This is a genomic window from Aeromonas sp. SG16, assembly GCF_024436135.1.
Lineage (GTDB): Bacteria > Pseudomonadota > Gammaproteobacteria > Enterobacterales > Aeromonadaceae > Aeromonas > Aeromonas jandaei.
Map to the genome: position 1 here is coordinate 276,027 of NZ_JANFNW010000003.1, position 14,389 is coordinate 290,415.

A 14,389-nucleotide genomic window follows, 5' to 3' on the forward strand; every position below is an offset into this window, starting at 1 on the left:
ATTTCGGAACCGCTATTTAGCATGGTGTCAATCGGAGTCATATAGGGCAGATTTAACTCTGACGCCTGGTCGTTGATACCGTCATTGATAATGTTCTCGGCACTATACTTACGGGTTGCCTGTGTAATTAAGCCGATAAGGTGCTGGCCTGCAGCTTTGAAGCACAGCGAAATGATACACTTGTAATCAACTGGTCGACAATCTCGACATTGACGATCACATTTGCCGTATTGACAGAGGAATGAGGCGAGCGCCAAACCGCTGTGTGGCGGTATGGGGCAAGCACCACTGCGTAAAAATCCACCTGGGCTGGTCTGGGGCTGCGGGTTGTTGGTCATTGGTGCTGATAGCTGTCTTGGTCATGATTAGCGATACCTCAGTTGGGTGTGGATGATAGTGCCAGGCACGTTGTGGCGCTGTCGCAATCTGGTCAGGTGCTCTGGAAGTTCGGCTAGGCTTGCTAGCCGCCCCCGGTAAAGTCGAGAGAGATTGACGTATTCGGGATGGCTCACGGTGATGGTCACCTGATGCCCGGGCTGCCAGCGACCAAACAGGCGGGCTTTGGCCTCTTTGATGGTGGTGATGCCGGGGGCTGGTAACGTCTGGCGGTTGCGCAGATGCAGTTTGTTCAGCTCGGGGGCATAGCGATGCACCTCGAGCCCCGTAATAAGACGGATCATGTTCGGTGACTCCAATGATGCCAAGGGCCAGCCTGGAAGGGCTGGCCCTTTATGCTGTTTGTGGATGAGTGGGGCTGGGTAGTTGTGACTGTTGACCGCTACCAGGTCACGGTGGTTAGTCGTTGTAAAACAGGATGTAGTTCACGCCAGCCTGCTGGGCGGCAGTGAGCAAGGGTTGCAGTACTGGCGGGATGGTATCGAGCTCCATGGCCACCAGGTTCAGGGTGAACTCATATGCGGAGTCATCCTTCACGCCGACATGTTCATGGGAGGCCATACGCTTGACCCATTGCCATTCCGGTACCAGGTCTGCGTCATCGTAATCGCCGATGATGGAACTCATGGCGACATCCAGCATCTGCATCACCGAATGGCCTGCCAGTGGGTTCGTTGTTGCAGGTAGGGTTTTGGTCATTGCATCGTTCCTTGTTGTCTGGGCTGTCGCGCCCTATGAGCATTGATGAGCGTAAGCACTTGAGCTGTGCGTTGTTACAGCTGATTGATAACCTGCTTGCCATTGAGCCGGTCCAGCAGATGCAGCGAGCCGTATTGGGCCACCAGTCGGTCTATGGTCATCTGGGCGCATGTCGTTCTGCTGGGCTTATTCTCTGGTATTGCGTAACGAGCGGTGAGCCAGCCGCCGAGCAGCGCGATGCTATAGCCACTCGGGATATGGGTGAGTGAGGTGCCGATGCCCCTCCCGTGAATGAGGAACGGCACGGTCTGCCCGCCGATGTCGATATCCATGCGCAGGCCCTTGAGCTCGAAGGTGGTGAGCTCGCCGGTTTGCGGATGTTTGCCGGGCACCTTGATGGTGATGTTCTTAGCTATTTCACACCTCCGGTTTGCGTTCAAAGTGGTGGGTCACAACGCCCGCCTCTGGGTCGATGCTGATAAACGCCGGGGCTTGCGGGTGGTACTGGTATAGCCGTGCCAGTTCGGCACGAAAGGCCTCGATGTTTGGGGCTATCACATGGTTGGTATCGCCCTCGGCATAGGTAAAGGTCTCGAGCGTCCGTGTGTTAATCCAGATGCCGAAGTACCAAGCATCCTCCTCGGTGTCGTACTGCTGCCAGCCCTGGGCCAGCAGCGTCCGGTCGTAGTAGTAACGGTCTGCCTGATGGCTGCCACGGTCGATGCGGCAACCCGTCACGGTGAGCTCAAGCGGGATACGCCCTACCTTCAGAGCCTTCTTGACCCGGCGCAATGTGTGCCGTGCCTTGGCCTTCTCTTTGCGCGGGTCGTAGGGGTTCAGCTTGCTGCCCACGTAGTTGAGGATCCCCTCGGCATTGGCGGCTGCGTTGTGCGTCAGCGTGTGCAGCAGGGCGGTGACTTCACGGCGGGCCAGTGTGCCCACGTGATAGAACTTGTTCATGATACTTCTCCTTGAAACAAACACCCCGCTAGTTAGCGGGGTGGTAGATGTCGAGGTAGAGGTAGCCATAGCTGGCCCTTGGGTTGGCTTCACACACCCAGCCCTTGTGTTCGAGGCGAAACACCTCGTCCATGTCGGTGCATATCTGGTATGCCTTGGCCATCTTGGTTAACTCACGTAGGAAGTGCAGCAGCACCGTGTCGCACTCGGCCCGCCACGCCTCGTCTGGCTCGCCGTACATACCGGCACGGTCGCCCAGGAAATCAACATAACCACGTTGCAGAATGGCTCGAGCCCCGAGCTTGGGCAGGTTCGGGGTGCCCAGTCCCCATGTCATGTGCTCGAAGATGCTCATGTGTGGCTGCTCCAGTTTGGGTTGTCGTTGGTGCCGTGGTTGAAATAGGCACCCACAATGGTGCGTCGCCACTCCCCAACGGGATAGCCGAGGTCGTTGCACTCACGCTCCCACCACGCAAAGTTAATCTCGCGGGGCTGGTTGGCCACCATGTCCAGTGGACTCACGAACAGCGTGGTCTTGTGCATCGTTGGCACGGCCTTGATCTTGTCGGGGCCAGTGCGCTTGCCGGTCTCGTCATAGTCGTGTGCCCACTTCGGGAAGGTGAGCTGATAGGTAATGAGCCGATGCAAATCGCTATGTGCGCTCATTGCCTGAGCTACTGAGACCTGAGTGAAGCTATCGTTGAATTCGATCATGGGTGTTTCTCTCTTTCTGAAGGTGAACGGTAAGCCGTTGCCAGCAGCGCAAACTGTTCGACCAGGTAACTGATGCTGATGCCCAATTCATCACTGACCCCATCACCCAGACGATAATGCAGGTGTGCCATGTCATCGGCGATACGTTGAGCTATCTGGGTGGTTGAGCTCGGTGGTGAGCTTGTCACTGTCAGAGTGATGGAAAGGTTCATCACATCTCTCCCCAAGGGGCTTGCTCCCACAGTGACAGCCGGGTCAGCACGTCTTGTGCCAGCGCTTGCTGCAACTGCTGTATCACCTTCACTAGCCGGGGAGCCTGCTCAGGGCTCCCCGTCCATTCACTCGATTGGTACAGGGCGCAGCAGGTGAATTTGTAGAGGACCACCAGTTCGGCATCGGTGAGTGGTGCCTGGTGGTAACGGTGTGCTGGTTTAAGTGAACTCAACTTGGTAGAGCGGTGCTGGCGTGGTTCCTGACGCCCCAGCTGATAGCGATGCCAAACCGCCCGCCGATTGGCGAGCATCATCAGCCGTACCAGCCGGTCTACCCGCCACGTCCAGGTGCTGGTCGTGTCTGCTGGCGCGAGCCACCAGAGGGTGCGCAGTAACTCAAGGGTGTAGTGCGGTGGCATCGGGGCATTGCAAAAGCGGTGTAACTGTACGGCAAAGGCAAGGTAGTCCTTGCGGTCAATCATGAAAGCAGACATGGGAATGACTCCTTGAAATGCAAAAGGCCACCTGTAGTGAGGTGGCCTTGTGAGTGATATCGGGATATCCGGATCATGGTGTTGGTGCTGATGATCCGGGTTTGGGGGGCTGGCGTTATTCGTGTGCCAGCTCTGTGCTGGGGAGAGCCGCATCGAACAGGATGGCGTAGAACGCACAATCAATGCCATTGACGGCATCGTGGTGCGGGTAATAGGGCGGTGTGTCTCTGGAGCGCTCGAAGTAGTGGCCAAAGCAACTGAGGCACTTGCGGATCTCGACGGTGGATCCTTGCAGCAAGGTCTCTTTAAGCTGGCTGGCATAAACCTTGTCGTCACAGGCCTTGGTGACGGCCTTTTCCAGCAACGTTAGTGCTTCTTCGTTACTGGCGACTGCCAGGCCATGGCGTAGCTTCTCGAGCGTTTCCTCAAGGGAATAGGGATTGGGTAATCGCATCGTGCTTGTCTCTTCTGGGCACTGATTAGTGCCGCAACTGATGCAGCAGCGTATCAATGGCCTCTATGCAGTCGGCCTGGGTAAGTTGGTAACCGTTGGGCAGGTGAGCCACGATAGCAGGCTCGGCCTGCATCTCGACGTTGTCTGCCAGCCAACAGCGCAACTCGATGAGGATATCGAGGGTGGTGAGGTGGTTTTTACCTGGGGTCTGGTTCATAGCTGACCTCTTTCGGCCATCGAGACTACGCCCTCGGCACCGACCACCAGATGGTCGAGCAACCGGACATCGACTAGCGCCAAGGCCTCTTTGAGGGCTTGGGTAAAGACCCGGTCAGAGTGGCTGGGTTCAGGATCTCCGCTGGGGTGATTGTGCACCGCAATGATGGCCCCACTGTTGAGTAGCAAGGCCCGCTTGACCACTTCCCGTGGGTAGATGCTGGCGCTATCCAGGGTGCCACGAAACAGCTCCTCAAAAGCCAACAGGCGATGCTGGGAGTCGAGAAACAGTGCTCCAAACACCTCATGCTCCCGATCCTGCAGCAAGGTTTGCAGCCGTTCGGCGACGTCTGTGGTACTGGTGATGGCAGTGCCTTTGGCCAGGCGCTTGCGGGCAATCTGGTTGGCAATACGCAGCAGGTCCTGCTCTGTCACTGGCTCGGTGACGACATAAGTGCCGGGGCATTCCCCGGCTTTCAGTTTGTGGTAACGCATGGTGGTCTCCTGAAAAAGAAAGACCCCGGCAGCGCGAGGCATACCGGGGCTAAATGTAGAGGTGTTGTTGGTTCAATTCGAGGGCAGTTCAGTTGGCCGAGGTAGTGATGCCTACCCCGGCTGTTGGTTCCCGCTTCACCTGCAAAAGCGATTCGGGTACCAGCACTGTGAACGGGATATCCAGTGCCAGGCTCAGGCGCTCGGCTAGTTCGTAAGCTGGGCCGATGGTGTCGTAGTCAGCTACCCAAGTTGCCAAGGCCAGCTCGCTTGCTTCCATCGCTCGCAGGTAGACGCTGTAGCCGTGCACGGGTAGGCCACTGTCACGCACTACCTGCGTCTCGCTCTCTCGATTGATGGCCTCCAGCTCAACAGCTATCGGTTGTTTTGGCATCTTGTTCCTCCTCTTGGGGTAAGGGGTCACTCTCCACACGATAACCGTGATTAGTGCAGGTACGCTGCAGGTCAGCCAGGAAACTTGCCAACACACGGGGTTGTTCGGTGAGAGAAACCGGTCCTGCTTGGCAGCGCCAGAAACAGCGACGCGTGGGGTCCACGCAGATTTCATCCACGGGTTGGCTCATGGTGCGTCAGTCCTCGGCATTGGTGAGGGAGAGCAGTTGCCACTGCAGGCCAGACCAACGTAAGTGCAGCGTGACGGTGCGGGCATGTGGGCTACCAGGAGTCAGGTGCAGCAACCAGCGCTCACCCTGGCAAGTTGGCTGTAGTTTGGCCTTGGCCGCGACCAGTCCCAGCCACTGGCGTGAATAGTGAGAGAGCGGCAGTTCGTTAGTCATCACAGACCTCCTACTCCCCGCTGACCGTGACGGTGAAATACCCCAGCTGGGCGTAGCTAATGAAATTGCTTTGCCACAAGGCAAACAGTTCCCGCGCTTCCACGCCGGGCAGTGGTCCCCAGCACTGCAGATAGTGTTCGTCGCAGGAGAGGTTGAAGTCGAGCTCTTTGCAGAGCTCGGCATCCTGGCCCAGCCCCTGGTAGCTGAAGTCAGTGATGTAATCGAAGACCCAGCCGTTCAATCCCCGAATAAGCCGCAGCTCTACCGGATGGACGCCACCCGTCTCGGCACTGTAGCTGGGGCTGCGAAAGTTAAAGGTCATGGTCGAGAGGTGGGTTAGGTCGAGCTGTTGTTCTCGCACGACTTTGCGCAGCAAGTCAGGTAGCTCGGGGGAAATCGGCAGGGCCATCCCTGCCAGGTGAAATGGCATGGTCATCATGGTGTGTCCTTTTTGTATCGAGTGTGAGAACCGTTAATCCCTGAACCAGCGCCAGGCGCGGTAGAGGCCGTAGGTGGCAGCCAAGGGGGCCGCCAGCGAGGTGGCCGAGCTCCCAAGCAGCGCACAGACTGCAGCGGTCACAGCGGTAGTTGCTGATGGGTTCAGTGCCGTGCTGGTGGCCATGCCAGGCAGGGCCGCAAGGGTAGGCTGCCGAGCCACTGTGCGAAGCGCCAGATGTGCGATACACCCCGTGGCAATCAGCTGGTTAATCTGCTTGCTGTAGTGAAAGCCCTCGATACACCAGAGCACGAAGTGCTCGCAGTTGTTAAAGAGCGTGCTGTAGTGCGCCTCTCCAAGACGGGAGTAAGCACGGTCGATACTCCCCTCCCGGTTGAAAGCTCGTGCACTATGGTGCTGGATGCGATAGCCCCGCCCTTGGCTAAACTCGGCAAGCGTAGTGATAGTTATCTGACCGGAATCTATACCGGCACTGACCCCCTGGTAGTGGATGACCTGATGGTCCCCCAGATAGAGACCGTGGTGCTGGTAACCGGTGCGGGGGGAAACGAGGTGGTCCCCCGGTTGTGGTAATGGCATGAACAGTTCCTTAAATAAAATGCGGCACAAAACAGAGGGCACCCGAAGGTGCCCTGATGGTGGTGAATGTGTGGTAGCTGGTGGTCAGGACTGCTTGCGCAGCGTCAAGCTGTTGGCATCCCATACCCAGCGCTGACGAGGATTGCCGGGCAGGTCGAGGGTGAAACCGTTGGGGTCGGGGGTCAGCTTGCCTTCGTCGCTACAGGTACCAAAAGGCGGTGATAGCATGGTCAGCACACCCATCTGTGCGACAGCCAACTGATAGAGCACTGGGCATGCCACACCGCCACTGTGCAGCTCAAACAAGACCGCCTGCCCGTTGGCCAGTGGCAATCGGTGCGTGAGCTTGATGGCATCATATTCATTGGTGCGTAGCAGCACCTCATCCCCATACCGAATGACGATACTGTCATCATCATTTTTCACGATGGTAAATGATGCGGTACTTGATGCAGCTGACGCTGGTGTAAAGGAGGGCTCGAAGTAACGGCTGCCATCTGAATAGGTCAGCATAAAACCGTTCAGTGAAACCGGCTGGCTGACACTGGGAATGAGCGTTGGCTCATCTTCATCCAGCGGCATCAGCATGATGCGACCTCCTTTCGAAGTCTCTATCCAAAACTGCATGCTGGCGAAATTGAGGACCCCCTCAACGTTGGCCGGTACCCGTTTAGTGACCGTTGGCACAGTGAATTGAGGCGCCGCCCAGGTCGGTAAGGCAAACAGCGATAACCATGTGCACCACAGGGCCAGTTTGATGTTTTCTGTCATGTCACTCTCCAGACGACTTATTCAATGGTGTAAGAGGCATTGCCCAGATTGGTGAAGAGGGTGACCTCCCTCAATCGGCACGGCTCGGTCATGACCAGCCGCCAGCGTTCGGTGTAATTGAGCTTGAGTGGGAAATAGGTTCCTCCCACCGACCCCATCAAGTCACTGCGCAGCATCACCCGGCATTTACTCTTGCCGCCATTGATCAGCACTTTCTGAATGGTGACTTGATCGTTGAGCGAGGTGACGACGATCTGAGGTCGCCCGATAGCGGTGTATTCCACTTCCAGAGTGAATTCTGGGCCATTAGCGGATGCTGTATCGCAAGCGCTCAGTGATAAGCCACAGGCCAGCAGTAAGGGATAAAGCAGTGTGCGATTCATGATCTCTCCTTAATAAAAATGGCAAAAGGATGCCTGACCGACGAGGCGAGCCTGTCGGACTAACGGGTGTAAACGTAATGGGTTAATGGTGGTGCAGGCTGATAGCCAAATGCCACCAAGGGGATGGAGTGAGGTTAGGTCGTGTCGAACTCCTTTCGATGTTGGGGTGACTATTTCAGTGAATTAGATCTAATGGGGTGATCCTCATCGCAAAGGGTCCTTAATGTCAATGAAAGTCCATAGTCAACTATCAGGGTTGACTGGAGGACTTATGACAAACATCAACTCTGAAGAGCTGGCCAAGAGCGTGGGCAAAGCGATTGGACGCCAACGCCAGCAGGCGGGGCTGACTCAGGATCAAGTGGCAGAGCACTTAAAGATAGGTATGGAAGCCGTCTCCCGGATGGAGCGAGGCCTCGTGGTGCCGACCGTCGTACGGCTCGCAGAGTTAGCTCAGTTGTTTGACTGTGAGCTGGCTGATTTCCTGCGTGAAACCAGCAACCGTCCCACTGAGCAAGGTATAGTGCTAGGCCAGCAGTTGGCTAAACTCGATACAGCTGACAGAGCGCTGGTGCTGGAGGTGGTAGATAAGCTGGTGGCACGACTGGCCAAATCCTAAGTTAGGATCTAGTCGAGTGTTTGTGTAGTCAATTTAGCCTGACCGTATACGACTTTTGCTTTCATCACCACTCCTACTTGACGGTATTAACGTCCTAGCCCAGCCATTAGGGCGGGTAGGAGTTTATGACGGCTAAATGACATAAATTGAGAGTGGTGTTTACTGAAGCAGGCTCAGGGCTTGATTGGGCATAGGTATCTACACAAATTGCTTATAAATCGACCAATTCTTATTGATTGGTTCGTAACTCGACCGTTTTTCCTGACAAACCCAACAGGCACAACCCACAAGCGAACTCAAATGAGCACTGCAGCATATAAGTTATCGTTAAGTGAACACAATTAGAGCCAACCTTGTCTAATTGGCGCTCAATTATTGATTGTTATTTCGCCAGTCAGTGTAGATGCCTATGCTTGATTGGGGGCTTGAGACTTTAGCTGGGCACCCTGACCGAACCAGGCAGAATCGAGGCGGTAGTCCTGACTGCGGGCTCGACGATGATGATCGACATATTCAGTTACTGCATTGACCAACCCCCAGGCGGTATTACGGGAGCTCGTTAGATCAGCCCCTATTCCTGCACCCTGATATAATTTGTTGCGTTGTTTAACTGACCGGGTGAGGATAATTTTATTGTCGGCATCTAATGGCTGGGCCAGCAGGTCGCTAAAGAAACGTAACGCATCTTCTGGGGCGACAGGACGGGCAGCTAATGCTTTGGTCTGGGTTTTTAATTCATCCCAGTGGGAAAATACCAACCCTAATTTCTCTTTGACAATAGCCGGGCCAAATATCGTCGAGTGAAAGACTTTGACTGCGCCAATGCTATTATGCAACGCCATCTGAAGAGTGCTATTGCAGACCACTCGCAACGAGGTTAACTGGGCTGTGGTACAAAGCGTGCCGTCGCAGCTGGTTGCCAGTAGTAGATAGGACTTCACCAGGTCATTGCCTTTTAGTTTCAAGTCTTGGCCCCGGTACGGGCCAGCGCCCACAGCTTGCGGCCGCCTTTAAGTGAGCCTGCGGTTTCTAATTCAAAGCCGTCTATTTCCACTAAGTTCTGATAGAAGTGCAGCATCTCATGAGGCTGTACCACGTTATATCGTTGGGAGACCACCGAGAGCGGTTCGAGAGTATCGGAGTGGTAAAGTACCTTGCTGTCGCTGTAGGGGAGGATATGCAGGGCATCGGAGGCCACGTTAAACATCACGTCGCTCTGTTCGATGGTCCATTTCATTCCGGCAGCGTTAAGCCAGATCTCTAAGGATTATTGTGTGGGAAAGATATTTCAGAGGCCATGCCAAGGGGTTTGGTCAGTGTGGGCCATGGTCTCGATGAGGTGAGTCATATAAAAATTTCTAATGAAGATGAGACAGTATTAAGCAGTCCTAGGGGATGTTCATAAAGATAATATATATCTGAGTTTTATTTGAATGGTTGTAATGGAAATGCCAGATAACCGCAACGCACATTATATATAAAGCAAAGCGAGGTGGTTTCGAATGAGGTCGCGCGACGATTTCCAACAACATTTTTAAGACTCATTCGGGTTTGCCATTTTAGATATTCCAGATATTTTTGATATTAGTATCAAACCGTATCTGGAGATACGCGTATTGGATAGGTTGTTGGCAAGGGGAGGTGTCATCATGCATCTTAAATGATGCTGTGGGGATTGTGGCGCGGCTATGTGACCGGAGCCTCAATCCATTCTTTAGATACATCGCTCCCCTTTAAAATACATTATAATAAAAATACATGCAAATCATTCAACGAATGGAACTCTAAGCAAAGAGCAAAGGCGTTCACTTACGAGTATGACTAGGTAAGGAGGCCCTATATGCCATAAACAATGATTTTACTATATTATTTTTTTCACCCAATTTAATAAAATTTCTAACTTCATCTCCAGGAACAGTAAACAGCATTACTATACTTACATAGTCTAGGAGGCAGACAGCGAGAGAAGATCCTGTAACGCAGTGGATTAGATTATCCTTTAACTCCGCTCTGGTCACTATTTTTTTTCTAACTAAAAAATTTGCAAAGCTGACAGGATCACTATCATCAATGCTGACCTTATCTAGCCCATTCAATATCTTGCCACATATCGAGTCAAGCCGCTCCAGTATATCATGGCTGATTAATGGAGACCGATAGTTTAGATCCTTAAAATTAACATTCAAAAAGTTATTATCAAGTGTACCTGTAAGCAGGCCGCGCGAAGTCGTATGCCGCGCAATGGTAAAATTATAACAGTAGAGAGCTCGTGCTAAAAATGCATTGTATTGACTGTATTCATTTATGCCAAAAATTATAGAGTGCTTTATATAAATATCCTCTGAAAGCCATGAGCCTAAGTGGCAAGATGGATAGGCTGGGATCAAGATATTACCCTGATGATTTATCGTGTGATTGACCTGTGGTAGAAGAGAAATGTTTTTTATTGTGGACCGTCTTTGGTTGTACATTAATCCAATTGCAAGCACAGCTAATGCATACTTATTGAACCCAAATAGTGACAAATTGACTTTGTGTAGTTGATTGATTATGTTTAAAGCTTGGTCTGGTAATTCTTTTTGAATAGAGTCGAGTAGTTCTAGAAGTGGCTTATATTGATAAAAATAATTTTGGTATCGATTGTTTTTGTCATTAGCTAGTTCGGCAATTGCAGAAAAAACATTTATATCGAACACAATTGAATTTGTACTGTCAGGAGGAGTGCTTAGGTTATGTTTAAAGCTAAGCCTTCCATTGTCATCAATAATTAATCTATAAAAGTAAAATGGAGGAGGAGGCGTTACCATTTGTGACAAATAACCTAGTTGCTCTTTCAATTTAACCAAACTAGACTCTTTTTTACCAGTATATGTTAATTGCTCTCCAAATAGTGGTGTAATGCAATTAATGATGTTGTCTATTCTCTCTATCTGTTTCTCTTTCACTAGCAACAGCGGTGGACATTCGAGGGTGGCACTAAGTATCTCATCTTCTTCATTAAATGCATTGTAATCAAATCGAAGAGCACATTCCAGGGCGTTGTTTAAATGGTTCAGTAAATGATTAGTACCGTGAGCGAGTTGAATATAAGTGTTGAGGAAATGGTCAAACATACCTGTTTTATTATTTATATCTTGTAAGATGATAACGGCAGTATAAGCAGAAAATATTGAATTGATAATGAAAGAATAGTTTATCAAATCATCCGGTGAAAGCCTTTCAGTACAAGCATTAATTATTCTGTTCAAACTCCTGCTGGTTTGATTCCCTTTGTTTTTTTTGGGAAGCTCATCTAAGTAAATAAGTAATTCATGAATGAAATTATCTGCGACTCTAAGACCGGCACTTCTAGACGCCCCCATATCGGGTGAAAAGCAGTTGCCAATGTAATCGAGCATGTATTTATAGGCAGATCTTTTCCTAAATACTCTCTGCTCACCATCTTGGGTAACCACGTTATCTGTTCTTAGGATCCTGTCTAGATGATAATAAATAGATTCTTCATTAGCTTGCTCTTTAAAGATTAATATGTCAGCACATATCAGTGGAATCAATGCATTTTTAATGTAAATTATGTATGTGTCGCAAATAGATTCTTGAAGGATAATCTCTTTACTAATTAATACGCTACAGACATGCTCTAATATATCAATATGATTGGAAAGAATGTTAGGTGGCAAGCTGCTGCCAGCATGTAGGCGTTCACGTATGTTATTTATTTTTGGCAGATAATCATATTCGTTAGGTTTGGTTGGATCATCACTGGGCAAATCCTTGTTAGTGTCCTTACTGGCCTTCTCGGTTGAATGGGTTGGGTAGTTAAGCCCCAAGGTCTTTGCTACAGCGTCGATAAATTCTGTAAAGAAGTGAGTCATCATGATTTTTCCCTTGGGTCTTGGATTTTCCCCCCTAACACGTTACCCCGAGGTCCACCACAATGCGAGCTCATCCAGTCAGACGTTAGAAGGACATCACGTAATGCAAGACGTAATAGACCGCATCATTAGGATGCCGGAGCTCACAAAGATGATTAGCCTCGCTAGATCAACAATTTATGACAAGCTGAACGCCAGGTCTTCCCGGCATGATCCCAGCTTTCCCAAGGCGATAAAACTTGGCAAGTCAGCGATCGGCTGGCGTCAGAGCGAGGTCAATCAATGGATCGCAACCAGGTCACAAAGTAGTCAAACAATGGAGGTCAAAAATGAATCAACACAGAGCCATTGAAGCTGTCATTGAGCGGTTAGATCAGTCCCTTTGGGATCCACTGGATGTCGTCGCCTATAAAACAAAGGCCCCGAGATTTATGATCTTGACTCAAATGTTGTCTGTAATGGCTATCGCATCGCAGCAGTTGGTAGATATTAGCCCAAAAAGTGAGATGAAAATACCGGCATCACTTTACACTCTAATTCTAGCTGCTTCTGGCGAGAGAAAAAGCACGGTCGATAAGCTACTGATGAAACCAGTCCGTGAATTTGAAAAATGCTTGGCTGAGCAGGTAGATGCTGCACAGCAGAAATATCAGATCGAACTGGAATTGTGGAATATGAAGGAAAAAGTGTTAAGGAGGGAATTAGGTGAGATGTATAAAAAAGGTGATGAGCAGCCCATTATAATAGAGGCATGGCACACTCACCATTCAAATATGCCTATAGCTCCGTTAGTTAAGAGGATTTTAGCTGAGGATATAACAGTCGCAAAACTGAAGTCGATGTTAGCTGAGAAGAATACGTCACTAGCTCTGGTGTCCGATGAAGCTGGGACACTACTGTCCAGTGACTTGATGAAAGATAATGCATTGTTTAACTCACTATGGTCAGGTCAAACTATACGTGTTGACAGAGCCAATGCCCCTGAAGTTCATATTGAAGGTGCTCGTTTGACTTTGAGCATGCAAATCCAGCCTGATATATATAGAACATTCAGAGATAGTAATGGTGATGCGATGAGAAGCTCTGGATTAGACGCTCGAATTCTACTGTGTGAGCCTGAGTCAGAGATTGGCTATCGTCAAGAAGATAGGGATGATAGCGCATCACTAGATGATAAAATTAAATTAGGTAGATTTAGCTCAAGGATTGATGCATTACTGCAAGAAGGGCTCGAGATGAGAGCACAAGGCAAGGAACGTCATTGCCTGAATTTAACAGAGAGTGCTAAGAAAATTTGGAATGACAAGTTTAATGACATTGAATACGCAATGAGGGGCGGGGAATATTTGGAACACTATAAAGATTTTGGTTCAAAGTTTATGGAGCAGGCTTCGAGAATCGCGGCGGCACTTCATGTGTTTAAAAATAGAGACTACAGAAACGCACTTGTGACTCATGAGACTATGCAGACTGCCATTGAACTGGCTGAAATATATTTGCATCAAGCATTGATAATCTTTAGATCGCCCGAGGCTCGGGAGTTCGTGGACGAGACACATGTGAATAAGTTACTGGAGTGGATTATTCATAACTGGGATAATGTGTTGCTTTTAAAAAGTGACATTAGACGAAGTGGCCCGCATTGTGTACGTAATTCGGGTAAGCTAGAAGATGCAATAGAAGTTCTTATTGCTCGAGGAGATATCATTTGCTTTAAAAAGAAACAGTCAATCTATATTTCTTTATCTTGGAAGAAATACCCTAGGCTTGTTAGGCGCTCTTTAGTCCGCACCCGTGATAAAATTTATGTTAGCGAGCTAGTAGAATATCAAGGAAGACGCCATTCAGGAATACCATCAGTTGAACTTTTTGAGAGACCGTTGATTGACATGAGAAATAAGCTCCGACACTAATGGTTGCTCAGTATTAACTGATTGCAGTACTCCGCTTAAGTAACTTAAGAGTGTTGTTATATAGGGCGGTATCATAACTGCATCTGAATCAGGAACCCTATGTTTATATTTTAGTATATATGTCCATTTGATTGAGTAGTGTATGGGCTTATTTAAATAAGCCATGATGCGGTATATGTATTATATATAGCAATACATATAGTAATACATACACTCATATATACATCCATAGCTATGCACACTACTAACAATGCATATATGCTATGCAATCTAACGATGGGGTAGCGTGAAGACTACATGCCTCTAAGCATGTACCACTATGGATAGCATCCAGAGCATGGTGTATTTGCTTAAGCAA

The 14,389-nt window shown here is 50.0% G+C and carries 21 protein-coding genes and 1 pseudogene; 3 read left to right on the forward strand and 19 right to left on the reverse strand.

Going from position 1 to position 14,389, the window contains the following annotated elements; all coding sequences use genetic code 11:
- Positions 1-365 precede the first annotated feature (365 nt).
- The 17 genes from NOM67_RS11365 to NOM67_RS11445 form a co-directional block, all read right to left on the reverse strand.
- Positions 366-680 (reverse strand): hypothetical protein, encoded by a 315-nt coding sequence (locus tag NOM67_RS11365; RefSeq protein ID WP_255937074.1) that lies wholly within the window; start codon positions 678-680, stop codon positions 366-368.
- A gap of 115 nt (positions 681-795) precedes the next feature.
- On the reverse strand, positions 796-1,095 hold the full coding sequence (locus NOM67_RS11370; RefSeq protein ID WP_255937076.1) for a hypothetical protein: 300 nt from the start codon (positions 1,093-1,095) through the stop codon (positions 796-798).
- Between the two features lie 74 nt (positions 1,096-1,169).
- Complete coding sequence (locus NOM67_RS11375; protein ID WP_370689165.1) at positions 1,170-1,511, reverse strand: hypothetical protein; 342 nt, start codon at positions 1,509-1,511, stop codon at positions 1,170-1,172.
- A 1-nt stretch (position 1,512) separates the two neighbouring features.
- Positions 1,513-2,055: a hypothetical protein gene (locus tag NOM67_RS11380; protein ID WP_255937080.1), complete on the reverse strand. Its 543-nt coding sequence runs from the start codon at positions 2,053-2,055 to the stop codon at positions 1,513-1,515.
- Between the two features lie 28 nt (positions 2,056-2,083).
- Positions 2,084-2,410 carry a type IV toxin-antitoxin system YeeU family antitoxin gene (locus NOM67_RS11385; RefSeq protein ID WP_255937082.1) on the reverse strand — a complete coding sequence of 109 codons (327 nt, stop codon included), beginning with the start codon at positions 2,408-2,410 and terminating at the stop codon, positions 2,084-2,086.
- Positions 2,407-2,769, reverse strand: a complete 363-nt coding sequence (locus NOM67_RS11390) for a hypothetical protein (RefSeq protein ID WP_255937084.1) — start codon at positions 2,767-2,769, stop codon at positions 2,407-2,409. The genes NOM67_RS11385 and NOM67_RS11390 overlap by 4 nt, the downstream gene beginning before the upstream one ends.
- A complete protein-coding gene (locus tag NOM67_RS11395) occupies positions 2,766-2,981 on the reverse strand; it encodes a hypothetical protein (RefSeq protein WP_255937086.1) in 216 nt (71 codons plus the stop codon). The genes NOM67_RS11390 and NOM67_RS11395 overlap by 4 nt, the downstream gene beginning before the upstream one ends.
- Positions 2,981-3,475, reverse strand: a complete 495-nt coding sequence (locus tag NOM67_RS11400; protein WP_255937088.1) for a hypothetical protein — start codon at positions 3,473-3,475, stop codon at positions 2,981-2,983. Before NOM67_RS11400 ends, NOM67_RS11395 begins: the two co-directional genes overlap by 1 nt.
- Before the next feature lie 115 nt (positions 3,476-3,590).
- Complete coding sequence (locus NOM67_RS11405; protein ID WP_255937090.1) at positions 3,591-3,929, reverse strand: hypothetical protein; 339 nt, start codon at positions 3,927-3,929, stop codon at positions 3,591-3,593.
- A gap of 25 nt (positions 3,930-3,954) precedes the next feature.
- Positions 3,955-4,146, reverse strand: coding sequence for a hypothetical protein (locus tag NOM67_RS11410; protein ID WP_255937092.1), 192 nt, complete (start codon positions 4,144-4,146; stop codon positions 3,955-3,957).
- On the reverse strand, positions 4,143-4,640 hold the full coding sequence (gene radC / locus NOM67_RS11415) for a DNA repair protein RadC (protein WP_255937094.1): 498 nt from the start codon (positions 4,638-4,640) through the stop codon (positions 4,143-4,145). The genes NOM67_RS11410 and radC overlap by 4 nt, the downstream gene beginning before the upstream one ends.
- A gap of 88 nt (positions 4,641-4,728) precedes the next feature.
- Positions 4,729-5,031, reverse strand: a complete 303-nt coding sequence (locus NOM67_RS11420) for a hypothetical protein (protein WP_255937096.1) — start codon at positions 5,029-5,031, stop codon at positions 4,729-4,731.
- A 196-nt stretch (positions 5,032-5,227) separates the two neighbouring features.
- On the reverse strand, positions 5,228-5,434 hold the full coding sequence (locus tag NOM67_RS11425; RefSeq protein WP_255937098.1) for a hypothetical protein: 207 nt from the start codon (positions 5,432-5,434) through the stop codon (positions 5,228-5,230).
- Positions 5,435-5,444: 10 nt separating this feature from the next.
- Positions 5,445-5,870, reverse strand: coding sequence for a DUF2787 family protein (locus tag NOM67_RS11430; protein ID WP_255937218.1), 426 nt, complete (start codon positions 5,868-5,870; stop codon positions 5,445-5,447).
- A 36-nt stretch (positions 5,871-5,906) separates the two neighbouring features.
- On the reverse strand, positions 5,907-6,470 hold the full coding sequence (locus tag NOM67_RS11435) for a lecithin retinol acyltransferase family protein (RefSeq protein ID WP_255937100.1): 564 nt from the start codon (positions 6,468-6,470) through the stop codon (positions 5,907-5,909).
- A gap of 84 nt (positions 6,471-6,554) precedes the next feature.
- A complete protein-coding gene (locus NOM67_RS11440; RefSeq protein ID WP_255937102.1) occupies positions 6,555-7,241 on the reverse strand; it encodes a hypothetical protein in 687 nt (228 codons plus the stop codon).
- A 17-nt stretch (positions 7,242-7,258) separates the two neighbouring features.
- Positions 7,259-7,624, reverse strand: coding sequence for a hypothetical protein (locus NOM67_RS11445; protein WP_255937104.1), 366 nt, complete (start codon positions 7,622-7,624; stop codon positions 7,259-7,261).
- Between the two features lie 271 nt (positions 7,625-7,895).
- Here NOM67_RS11445 and NOM67_RS11450 point away from each other — a divergent pair, with 271 nt between their 5' ends.
- Complete coding sequence (locus NOM67_RS11450) at positions 7,896-8,243, forward strand: helix-turn-helix domain-containing protein (protein ID WP_120415782.1); 348 nt, start codon at positions 7,896-7,898, stop codon at positions 8,241-8,243.
- Positions 8,244-8,650: 407 nt separating this feature from the next.
- Here the strand turns inward: NOM67_RS11450 and NOM67_RS11455 are convergent.
- Together NOM67_RS11455 and NOM67_RS11460 are read right to left on the reverse strand one after the other, a co-directional pair.
- Positions 8,651-9,591: pseudogene (locus tag NOM67_RS11455) on the reverse strand (DUF932 domain-containing protein).
- 457 nt (positions 9,592-10,048) lie between these two features.
- Positions 10,049-12,121, reverse strand: coding sequence for a hypothetical protein (locus NOM67_RS11460; RefSeq protein WP_255937109.1), 2,073 nt, complete (start codon positions 12,119-12,121; stop codon positions 10,049-10,051).
- Positions 12,122-12,221: 100 nt separating this feature from the next.
- On the opposite strand from NOM67_RS11460, the gene NOM67_RS11465 reads away from it, so the two are divergent.
- Positions 12,222-12,470 carry an AlpA family transcriptional regulator gene (locus NOM67_RS11465; RefSeq protein ID WP_101618033.1) on the forward strand — a complete coding sequence of 83 codons (249 nt, stop codon included), beginning with the start codon at positions 12,222-12,224 and terminating at the stop codon, positions 12,468-12,470.
- Positions 12,448-14,031 carry a YfjI family protein gene (locus tag NOM67_RS11470; protein WP_255937114.1) on the forward strand — a complete coding sequence of 528 codons (1,584 nt, stop codon included), beginning with the start codon at positions 12,448-12,450 and terminating at the stop codon, positions 14,029-14,031. Before NOM67_RS11465 ends, NOM67_RS11470 begins: the two co-directional genes overlap by 23 nt.
- Positions 14,032-14,389: the final 358 nt, after the last annotated feature.